The following is a 9,576-nucleotide window of genomic DNA, read 5'->3' as shown; positions in this document are numbered from 1 at the left end:
GGAGACAGTTGACGTGACTCTGTTACACACCATCCTCAGCGCCCGACTCCTCCGGAACCGGATCCCTGCAGCGACGCCGCGGGCACACGGGTGGCCCATGGACACCGTTCACACTCGCGAGGACGTGCTGGTCGGTGGGCACTCGCTGCTCGGACTCGCCACGACGCGGGGCACACCCGCGGTACTCATCCACCCCGCCGGACACCCCGAACGGACTGGAGGTTCTGACGCCTATGTCACCCTCGTAATCACGCGTGTCCTCGCTGTCGCCGGGGACACGCGCGGCGCGTTGCACGTCCGCGTCGACGGCGACATGACGGAAGTCACCCCGGACTGGGCGGGGTCGACCGTGCTCGGCCGCCCCGACGCTGGCAGTCGGGCGCCCGCCAGCATCGAAACGATCGGAGCAGCACCGCTGCCGGGTGAGGTGCCCCAGGAAATCCAGGCTGGGGATCTTCTGGTCGTCCCGTGCGCGGGAACGATCGCGCTGGCCACCGTACGGCACCACCCCGCCACGACCCCAAACGAAAGAAACTCGATGGAGACGTGGACGCGATGCGCGAAATGACCTTCCGCACCTCCACCTCCGGCAGGATGTGCTTGCTGACCGGCGGATCTCTACATGGACCCGACGCAGAGCAGCCGGCTACGGACAAAGGTGCGAGCTCTTCGTTCGTGGGCGGCATCGTGTGGGGGATCCAGCTGGAGGACAGCGCAGCGGGGCTACAGGTACGCAACCGCCTCCGCGGTTCCTGGCGGCCCATTCGCGATGTGCTGCGTCGCTCGCCGACCGTGCATCATGTGATCGTGCTGTACCGGCGGGGTCCCGGCCATCGCCCTCGCTCCTGCAAACGGTTCGCTTACGCGGCGGCCACAGACTTTCACGCGCGGGCCGAGAGAGAACTGGGGTGGGACGTCGATGTCGTCTTTATCGACGTGACCGACTGCGCGTCCCACGCGCGGCTGAACGCTCGGCTTCTCCAGTACGTCCGCACGCACCCTTCCCCCAATATCTGGGGCGCGCTCTCGCTGGACTGGGCGGACGTCCGTGACCGATCCGTCCACGACGTGGCCGCGGAGATCTTCGCCTGATCGCGGCCACACCGCGATCGAAACCAGGCGGGGGCGATGTCCTCTGCCCGACGGCCAGCCGATGGCTAGCCGTTTCGTTGCAGACTGAGCAGTGTCACCTCGCCGAACACGTTACGCCAGGCTCTCGTGTACTGGTCTGCCGTGATCGTTCCCGCGCGACGGGCGCTCGCTGCTTCCGTCATCGTCTCCGCGAGAGCCTCGAGATGAGTCTGCGCCCGGGAACGATCGTGGTCGGGCGAGATCGCCGACGTGCACACCCAGATGGATGCGGACTTGCGACGGACCCCGATCGTCCGGGAAGACAGAACCACCCAGCCGATCACGAAGAGGCCTGCGATCGACAGCAGCGTCAGCTCGGGCGACGCCCCGGTTCCCAGCAGAACGATCGCGGCGATAACCGCGCCGCCTATGCCGAGGGGGGTGAGTGTGCGAGACGCGTCGGCCCAGAGACGTTCCCGGTCGAACGAGTCGGGCGGGTATACGACCAGATGCGTCGTGACGCTGCCATATCGGCCGGTGGACCGGGATATGTGCCCCCACCGTTGCGTGCCGACAACCTCCGTGGATGAGTACTGGCCTGCCATGGGGAAGTGAGGACTGTCGGGGTCCGCGCGTTTCGACACGCATACAGCTTTGTCGCCCACGTGGCTTCCCCGCGTGCGTCCTCACACAACCCATGCGCGAATCCGCCCAATACTCACGTCGATCCAAACACGGGCCGTTCGGCCGAGGTGACTCAGATGCATATGCCGCTTCGACGAACTACACATCCGCTGGCGCTGATACCGCCACCGTCGAGGTGCCCCCAACGGCCAAGCAGCGCGAAGACGCGGAAGGCGATCACAGGATCGGTGGCACGGACGACAGAATCACTGTCATCGGACACGATGACAACCCATCAGTAGTTCCCGCCAACCGATCTGTAGTTTCCGCCCCGGGCGCCGGGGAAGTAGGGGCTTCGTCGACGCCTGCATCGCGTTCGCCGGTGATGTCCGATTCCGCTGGCAATGCCGACCTATGTGCCATAGAGACGCATCGTCTCTGCAGCCGCTGATGCATAGGAGGTAGATGGGATGTCTCGCGCAATGTTGGGTGTGAGGCCCGAGGTCGTGGAGGACGTGGCGGTGCGCGCGTTGCCGCGGCGGCCGCTCGCGTGGCCGATGCGGGTCGTCGTCGTCTCGGCGATCGCGTTGATGGCCGGAGGGCTGGCGGCGTTGGCCGATCGCGTCGAGCTGCTGGTGTTGGTCGTGGTCGTCGCGGCGGTGATCATCGCCGCCCTGGTCGTGTTCGGTCATCGCGCGTGGCAGCGCGGCCGGTCCATCGACCTGATGATCGAGGCGGTCAATTCTGTGGTGAGAGCGTCAGCTCCGACCCGAGACCTGGTGACCGTGTCGAGGTGGAGGGGAGGGTGGATCGGCGCTCCGCAGCGCATCGTGATCCGCTACCCCGGAGATCTGGTCGACTCGGATCTGAAGTTCGCCGAGACGCTGGTGGTCCAGGTGAGCAACCGGATGGGGATCGCGTACCGGGTGAAGAAGAACGATGCGCGCCGATGCTTGATCACGCTGACTGCGGATCCGGCCGCCCCTGAGCCTGTGGTCGACCCGGATCAATCCCGTCTGGAGAGCGTGTTGTCGGTGATCATCCCCGGGGTGTCCGTCGACGAGTTCGTCCGGGACAATGCCGACAACCTGCAGCGAACGGTTCTGCACTGGCCGCCGACGTCGACTTCGCGGGTGTCGAAGACGATCTGGCAGAAGCAGGCTGTTGACGCCGTGCGCTCCTCGGTCGTGGCGCCCAACGCGGCGCAGCTGACCATCGACTGGGATCTCACCGCCGATCGCGGTACCGTGCGCCCGCTGACGCCGCTGCCTGATGTGCTCCCTCATCCGCCCCGTGACGACGACAACCCGATGAAGATCGCCTTCGGTCACTTCCGCGACGGGACTCCCTGCGTCTGGGACCTCGATGCACCACTCCCGCATTTGCTGATCGTGGGTGGCACCGGTGGTGGAAAGACGGTGCTGTTGCTGTCGATTCTCACCGCACTGCCCACGGGGATGCGGCGTGACGCATTCGGTCGGTGGGTTCGCGACCCGGACATGCCGATGGCCGAGATCTGGCCGGTCGACCCGAAGCGCCTTGGCCTGTTCAACCTCGGGCTGCTCCACGGCGCGAAGCCGGCCGCGACCCGCGAGGCGGCGATCGTCACCTACATCCTCAAGGTGAAGAAGCTCATGGACGACCGATACGAGTACCTCGAGCGGAACGGCCCTCATCTGCGTTCCACGCTCGACCCGCTCGTCCTCGCCGTCGACGAGGGTGAGGAGATGGCCGACATGCTCAACGAGTGGTGGAAATCCGGCGGCGGCAAGGCCGACTGGTGCCAGAGGATGGGTCTTGAGAAGGCGCCGACCGGCAGCATCCACCCCGTGATGACGGCATTCGGCTCGATCCTGCGGCTCGGCCGCGAAGCGCGGGTGCACGTCATTCTCGCTTCGCAGCAGGCGGCGGCGTCGTGGTTGAGCACGTCGAGCCGATCCCAGTTCGCCGTCCGCATCGCGTTGCGGAACCTGGAGCAGTCCACCTCGATGATGACGTTCGGCAGCCTCGTGGCCACCGCCGGGCTCGAGAACAAGCCCGGCCGCGCCTGGGTGTCTCCGGGTATGGGTGTCCCGCCCGAGCACGCGCAGATCTTCTGGACCCCGAAGCTCGCCCAGGGGCTTGGCGACGAGGACCGCGCGATCATGCACGACCTCGGAATCACCCTCCCGGACGACCCGGGCTTCGTTCCGCATGACGACGTCGTCCAGGCGCCCGCCGAGCACGGTGAGGCCGAAGACGTGGCGGAGACCGCCGGCGGGGAGGATGCGGGCCGGCCGCACCTGTATGCCGTCGAGGACTCGGCCCCCATCGAGGAAGAGACCGTGCGCAGCTTCGAGCTGTCGGTCTCCGAGCTCGAGGTGGGGATGGACATCCTCGTCGACGTCGACGGTGAAGGTGTGATCGCGACCGTGGAGTCCATCGACGTCGACCTGGAGGACCAGGACTACCTCATCCTGACCTACCTCACCGAAGACGGTGAGAGGGGTGAGGTCGCGGTCCCCGATGACGAACAGGTGACGATACTGCTTCCGGAGTGACCCCCGGAGACGACAAGACGATCTCGTCTTTTTATCGCATAGGAGTTAGACTCATATGCGTAAAGAAAGACGAGATCGTCTTTGTCCGATCTGGGCCTCTAACCGGACCCATGTCGAGTAGAAGGCATCCCGCCTCATCCTCGACAAGAAGGAGGGTCATCATGACCATCACCCAGACCGCCCCCGCGAGCACCGCGGTGGGGGTCGATGTCACCGGAACGGTGCGCAGCCCGCTCATGCTCTTCCGCACCATCCCCGACCGCGTCCCGCACGTCTCGTTCCGCATCGACGGCGTCGACGGGCCGTATAACGTGCACGCGCGCGGCGTGCTCGCAGAGCTGCTCCGGCAGACGATCCGCAAGGGGAACGCCGTGCGGGTTCACGCACCCTGCGCGACTCTCGCGCACCCCGATCAACACGTTCCGGATCTCGAGGCGGACAGCGTCGAGCTCGATCTGCGTTGACCTTCGCGTCGACGCCCGGACCCCTGACGAGAGGACCTCTCACGGATGTGTGACCCGAAGCCTGGTGCGCGGTGCAGCGCCGACACCTGGAAGGAACTGCAGCACGCGCGATCGAAGGCAGATGCCGCTCGACGGGATCTCGACCGCGCGCCCGAGGACCCTTCCGTGCGGCGCCGGCTGCACCAAGCCGAGAGCAACCTCGCAGAGAAGAGCGCCGCATACGACTCCTCGCCTCGGGGCCAGCGCGAGCTCGCGGAGAAGATCGACTCCGCAGCTGACCCGAATAACCCCGAGCTCGACGATCTGCGCACTCGGCTGTGCGCCGGCCGGGCCACGCGCATCGCTCAGAAGCAAGCACTCGCCCGGTCACGCGGCCTGTCCGGGGCGGAGGAGTCCCTCGAGGTGGAGCGTGCCCTCAACCGGCTTCGCCACCCGGACGGCGGATACACCCGCCACCCGAACACTGGTCGCGAGGAGAGCATCGGCTTCTTCGTCTCGCCCTACCCAGACCGCGAGGTAGCAATCCCCGTCGACCAGCTCCGACCCATCGACATCCTGCGATTCAGCAAGGCCAACGCCGATCTGCTGCGGATGGACTACCACTACGAGGGCGCCTGGCACGATCCTGAGACGGGAATCGTCTCCCTGGACGTGTCCGTGAAGACCCTCGACGCAGCCGAGGCTCGACGGCTCGCCGAGCAGCACCAGCAAGTCGCGTTCTTCGACGCGCAGACCGGCGCCTCGGTCGAGGTCGACCCGAATGCCCGCGACCGAATCTCGCACCTCAACGAAGGGAACCCGTCATGACGAAGGACCTCAAGTACCTCGGGGCCGGGGCGCCCGGCGATCCGCTCACGGACATCGTCGCCGCCGTCGCCGCCGTCGCCGCCATCAACGGCCACACCCCGGACGACGCCGAGCTGCGCGAGCTGCTCGACGAGCAGGCTTTGCCCTCCGATGACGAGAGCGTGCAGCGACTGCGCGCCATGCTCGTCGACGCCGGGCTGGGGGAGGGGACATGACCGCGCGATCCGCACAGCCCCGCACCCTTCGCGCCCGCATCGTGACGTCGAACGAATCGTCGCTCGAGGTGCTCGCTGACCTCGTCGCCTCGGCCGACGCTCTACGGGCGGAAGCCGATGCGCTGCGCGCGCGACTGTCAGCCGGCAAGCTCGTCGCCGTCGCCGCGGCCGCGCGGGACATGATCGTCAAACTGCGCATCCGTGGGGCAGTACCCGAAGGCGACTACCTCGCGCTGGTCGACGCGGCGCGCATCGTCCTCTGCCGGCAGCGATTGCTCCTGCACCAGCTGCTCGCGTCAGGGGGAGCTGCCTCTGGGATCGGACCAGCTGCAGGCGATGGGGTGCAGGAGCCATGAGGACGCTCCGAGACAATGACGCTGCCGGCTACCCGGACGGCGTCTCGAGCGATGATCTGCACCGCCGCCGCGAGGGCGATGAGCTCGGATACGTCCCGTCGACGGGGGACTGCATCCGGTATGCGATGCGCCACTCGGCTTGGGACGAGAACGGGCACCGCCTCGAGGACTGGCCGGCCCGAGACGCGCGCGGGCCGTGGGGGCCGGCGACCGACGTCGTGAGTGTGACGCCGGTCGCCGGGCCTCTCATCGTGAAGGTCGCCTGCCGCAACCCTCGCAACGGTGAGCGCACATGGATCGACCTCGACTGGTGGATCTGTGAGCCGGTCTATCAGGACGGAGCGCTCTGGTGATCTCGTCGACGTGGGGGGAGCGATCGCACAGCGATCCCTACTGCGCGGCCCATTGCTCAGCGGGGCACAAGCACAGCCAGTGCGGATGCTCGTGCAGCCACCGTCGCGCCGCCTCGATCTCTGATCGGTGGCAGGGCGCGTACTCCTACGCTCTGACGAACTCAGAGATCGACGATGCTGCAGCATTCGCGGATGAGTTCGCGGCCTACATCGAGGACAGGATGCACGAGATCCGGTATCCCGATGTGCCCCTGCCGACGCCCGAGGAGTACGAGCTCGCGCATCGATGACAGGTGCTCTGAGCGCCTGGACATCACCGTTGCACATATGAGATAGTTGCTGTGGGTGACCGCCCGAACTTCACCTCGGTCCCCGGAGGGTGCTGCATCCCTCCGGGGACCTTCTCTATGCGGCGTCTTCACCGCCGGGGGTGATCAAGGGCAGCAGGTCTCGCGCGGCCTTCGGGTACGTCGTCCGCTCGAGAGCGACCAGTTGCTGGCGACGCTGACGCGCAGTGCCGAGCGCCCAGGCGTAGCGGAAGTTGCCGGGGTGGCGGATCTTCTGCACTCCGACGTCGACGAGTGCCGTATGCAGCCACGCGCGAGGATCCTGCCCGGCGCGACGCGGCCGGGCACCGAGCTTCACCAGGTGCCGCTCGGCGGCGTCGCATCCCTGCTCCCCAGTGCGAAGCTTCGAGAGGGTCCGCTCGGAGAGCACGAGGCCGGCGGTGGGGACGTAGTTCAGCGTCCGCGGGGTGGATCGCCCCAGAGCGATCGCTCCCGTGGCCTGGTAAATCGTGCCCACATGACCCCGGGAGACGGTCTCGACACGGGTGGAGATCTGGCCGTGCTCGTCGACGTCGGTGATGGTTCGCTGCCGTGGCATCGGGTCAGCGAAAGAGACGATCCCGAGGATGCCGGCAGCCGCTGCGCGCTTCCAGACCTGGGCGAGGAACCAGGACTCGGCGTTGGCGGGTGCGGCATCCGTGAGCACGAAGCGGCCGAGCTCGAGGGATTGCGTGAAGGGGGCGAGTTCAGGGAAGACGTTGCTGACGACGGCTGCCCTCATGGGGACGGACAGGACCGCGACGCCGACCAGGCTCGCGGGATCCTCGCCGGCCTCGGAGAACAGCCCCCACGCCATCCGGCCAGCCGGGTACGAGGCTGCGTAGTGGTGCCGGCAGACGAACGCTCGCGCGACGGACTCCGGGATCTCGGCAACGGAGAACTGACGCGCGTCGAAACCTCCCTCGGACAGATGACGCCACGAGTGTCGTCCCAGCGTCCACCGCTGGCAGGAGGACGATTCGGGGGTAGGCGTGCGGGTCATCGGGCGGATCCTTCCGGGTGGGTGTCGTGCGGGATGCTGATTGTGGAGGAGGACGTGCGTGGCGCGGCGAGGGCGATCGCGTACAGCTGTTGGAGTCGCCGGCGAAGGTGCGGATTCGCTGCAGCTGACCGGCGGAGCTCCGCTGCAGAGATCTCGCCCCCGAGGGTGCGGAGATCCAGGGTGGCGATCGCCCAGTCGCAGAGCGCGACGTCGTCGACGTCAAGCTCTACCTCGACGGTCGTCGTCTGCTGCCAGCTGAGCGCGGTCTTCACTGTGTGCCCTCAACGGTTCTGCGGCCGGTGCCCGGTCAGCTGGTGGTACGGGACTGTCTCGGGCCAATTGCCACCGGAGTCGCTGCGGAGTGAAACGGTGGTCCGGTTCGCGCGGACGACCGTGTGCCAGCGGCCGCGATGCTCCACGAGATCTCCGGGGGCGACAGCTCTCCGATCGACTCGGGTGGCGCCGGCGCCGTTGAGGTGCGCCTGCTCCACGGCCTGCCAGAAGCGCAGCCGTCCCGTCAGCTGCTCGCGCTCGTCGAGAAGCTCCTCCCGCTCGGCGCCACGAGCGGGAGGGAACGTGACTCCAAGGTGGTTGCGGTAGCCGGCGAGATCTCGCGTCGTCGCGCGGAGTCGCCGCTGCAGCCGTTCGATCCTCCGGGCGGCGTCCTGCGGACTGGTCCTCACCGCGCGCCAGGTGGTGAGATCTTCGACGGGCTGGGGCCGTACCTCGAGCTCGACGAGGACGACGTGCCCAGCTCGGGTGAGCTCCTCCTCGGTGCGTGCGATGAGGTCTCGCCGCGGCGCACGGTCCTGCGAGGAGGGGACATACCATTTGGCGCGTCGTCGCGAGTACCGCCACCCGCACGCCCGGAGGGCCTCGGCTTCGGCCCCGTCGACGCGGACGCCGGCCAGCGTGGTGCCATCGGCGCCGCGGTGGGTGATCCGCAACGAGCTCATGGCTCGTCCCGGAAGATCTCGATCGCGTTCCTGACGACCAGTCGGAGGAGGAACCAGAGCCCGATCAGCAGACCGAGCTCGAGCAGGGCATGCCAGACGCGGCCGCCGAGGATGAGCGCCGCGGCGACCGCGACTGCTGCGACGAGAACGAACACGGCGCCGGATGCCTCCCGGCTGGCGCGCTGTGAGATCTCCGCGGAGACATGGCGACGGGGATACGGAGCGATAGCCATGCTCAGCCCCCGATGCGTTGCGTCGGCTCCACAGCTGCACCGCGCCGCCACTGCGGTGTGAAGTCGCACAGGCCGGAGTACTCGACGACGCCCGGGTGGTCATCGCTGGCGACCAACGGCCAGGCGCGCAGCCGTGACTGGATTGCGGCCCCGAGCCGGTCGAGGAACTTGCGGGCGAACGAGTCCGCCCAGTTCGGACTGTCGGCGCTGTTGTCGATGAGGAAGAGCCGGCATCGCTCCACTTGGAGGGCCTGCTCCTCGGTGATGGTGAACGTCTCCCGCTGCTCGGGCTGCCAGATCAGATCGAAGACTGGCTGCCAGGTGTACAGCGGGGTGGGGTGATGGGTGCCGGCCGCTGCGTTCGCGGCCGCGTAGTTCTCCGAGCGCAGCTGCCGGCCGATCCGATCTGCGGCCCTGACGATCTCCTCCGCGTCGCGGTCGACGGTGGAGTTGCCGATGACGGCGGCGCTCACGATGAGGTCGATGGTGTCTTTGGTGACGATCTGGACGCGCACGAGAAACCTCCCTGCATTTAGCTGACTTGACAGCATCGAATATAGGGCACACATAGCAGATAGTCAACTGGTCAACCTCGTCGTCGACCGAAGCGTGCGGATCGGTAGGCCAG

Annotated in this window: 15 protein-coding genes; 9 read left to right on the top strand and 6 right to left on the bottom strand. The window is 67.3% G+C overall.

Annotation, left to right across the window (positions count from 1 at the left end; all coding sequences use genetic code 11):
• The first annotated feature begins 97 nt into the window (after nt 1-97).
• On the top strand, nt 98-568 hold the full coding sequence (locus tag ACIQ0W_RS14560; RefSeq protein ID WP_077049432.1) for a hypothetical protein: 471 nt from the start codon (nt 98-100) through the stop codon (nt 566-568).
• Nucleotides 569-675: 107 nt separating this feature from the next.
• Complete coding sequence (locus ACIQ0W_RS14555) at nt 676-1,092, top strand: hypothetical protein (RefSeq protein WP_175627527.1); 417 nt, start codon at nt 676-678, stop codon at nt 1,090-1,092.
• A 65-nt stretch (nt 1,093-1,157) separates the two neighbouring features.
• On the opposite strand, the gene ACIQ0W_RS14550 is transcribed toward ACIQ0W_RS14555, so the two are convergent.
• Nucleotides 1,158-1,715: a DUF6611 family protein gene (locus ACIQ0W_RS14550; RefSeq protein WP_344228992.1), complete on the bottom strand. Its 558-nt coding sequence runs from the start codon at nt 1,713-1,715 to the stop codon at nt 1,158-1,160.
• 450 nt (nt 1,716-2,165) lie between these two features.
• On the opposite strand from ACIQ0W_RS14550, the gene ACIQ0W_RS14545 reads away from it, so the two are divergent.
• The 7 genes from ACIQ0W_RS14545 (at nt 2,166) to ACIQ0W_RS14515 (ending at nt 6,720) form a co-directional block, all read left to right on the top strand.
• Nucleotides 2,166-4,235: a hypothetical protein gene (locus ACIQ0W_RS14545; RefSeq protein WP_396643417.1), complete on the top strand. Its 2,070-nt coding sequence runs from the start codon at nt 2,166-2,168 to the stop codon at nt 4,233-4,235.
• A 161-nt stretch (nt 4,236-4,396) separates the two neighbouring features.
• Nucleotides 4,397-4,699 carry a hypothetical protein gene (locus ACIQ0W_RS14540; protein ID WP_061683609.1) on the top strand — a complete coding sequence of 101 codons (303 nt, stop codon included), beginning with the start codon at nt 4,397-4,399 and terminating at the stop codon, nt 4,697-4,699.
• A 165-nt stretch (nt 4,700-4,864) separates the two neighbouring features.
• Nucleotides 4,865-5,506: a hypothetical protein gene (locus tag ACIQ0W_RS14535; RefSeq protein ID WP_153002372.1), complete on the top strand. Its 642-nt coding sequence runs from the start codon at nt 4,865-4,867 to the stop codon at nt 5,504-5,506.
• Nucleotides 5,503-5,721: a hypothetical protein gene (locus tag ACIQ0W_RS14530; protein WP_058632855.1), complete on the top strand. Its 219-nt coding sequence runs from the start codon at nt 5,503-5,505 to the stop codon at nt 5,719-5,721. The genes ACIQ0W_RS14535 and ACIQ0W_RS14530 overlap by 4 nt, the downstream gene beginning before the upstream one ends.
• Nucleotides 5,718-6,077, top strand: a complete 360-nt coding sequence (locus ACIQ0W_RS14525; RefSeq protein ID WP_058632856.1) for a hypothetical protein — start codon at nt 5,718-5,720, stop codon at nt 6,075-6,077. Before ACIQ0W_RS14530 ends, ACIQ0W_RS14525 begins: the two co-directional genes overlap by 4 nt.
• The gene (locus tag ACIQ0W_RS14520) at nt 6,074-6,430 is read left to right on the top strand and encodes a hypothetical protein (RefSeq protein ID WP_058632857.1); all 357 of its coding nucleotides are present in this window, start codon (nt 6,074-6,076) and stop codon (nt 6,428-6,430) included. Before ACIQ0W_RS14525 ends, ACIQ0W_RS14520 begins: the two co-directional genes overlap by 4 nt.
• Nucleotides 6,427-6,720 carry a hypothetical protein gene (locus tag ACIQ0W_RS14515; protein WP_058632858.1) on the top strand — a complete coding sequence of 98 codons (294 nt, stop codon included), beginning with the start codon at nt 6,427-6,429 and terminating at the stop codon, nt 6,718-6,720. Before ACIQ0W_RS14520 ends, ACIQ0W_RS14515 begins: the two co-directional genes overlap by 4 nt.
• Before the next feature lie 115 nt (nt 6,721-6,835).
• Here ACIQ0W_RS14515 and ACIQ0W_RS14510 read toward each other — a convergent pair whose 3' ends face one another.
• From ACIQ0W_RS14510 to ACIQ0W_RS14490, 5 genes are read right to left on the bottom strand one after another with little or no spacing between them, the layout of a single operon-like run.
• Nucleotides 6,836-7,759, bottom strand: a complete 924-nt coding sequence (locus ACIQ0W_RS14510) for a hypothetical protein (protein ID WP_058632859.1) — start codon at nt 7,757-7,759, stop codon at nt 6,836-6,838.
• Nucleotides 7,756-8,031 (bottom strand): hypothetical protein, encoded by a 276-nt coding sequence (locus ACIQ0W_RS14505; protein ID WP_058632860.1) that lies wholly within the window; start codon nt 8,029-8,031, stop codon nt 7,756-7,758. Before ACIQ0W_RS14505 ends, ACIQ0W_RS14510 begins: the two co-directional genes overlap by 4 nt.
• Before the next feature lie 9 nt (nt 8,032-8,040).
• Nucleotides 8,041-8,715: a hypothetical protein gene (locus ACIQ0W_RS14500; protein ID WP_061683552.1), complete on the bottom strand. Its 675-nt coding sequence runs from the start codon at nt 8,713-8,715 to the stop codon at nt 8,041-8,043.
• On the bottom strand, nt 8,712-8,948 hold the full coding sequence (locus ACIQ0W_RS14495) for a hypothetical protein (RefSeq protein ID WP_061683551.1): 237 nt from the start codon (nt 8,946-8,948) through the stop codon (nt 8,712-8,714). Before ACIQ0W_RS14495 ends, ACIQ0W_RS14500 begins: the two co-directional genes overlap by 4 nt.
• A 2-nt stretch (nt 8,949-8,950) precedes the next feature.
• Nucleotides 8,951-9,463, bottom strand: coding sequence for a hypothetical protein (locus tag ACIQ0W_RS14490; RefSeq protein ID WP_061683550.1), 513 nt, complete (start codon nt 9,461-9,463; stop codon nt 8,951-8,953).
• Nucleotides 9,464-9,576 lie beyond the last annotated feature (113 nt).

Source organism: Microbacterium sp. (assembly GCF_044340635.1).
Lineage (GTDB): Bacteria > Actinomycetota > Actinomycetes > Actinomycetales > Microbacteriaceae > Microbacterium.
Note: the sequence above shows the minus strand (reverse complement) of the source record. Positions and strands in the feature narration are given on the sequence as shown.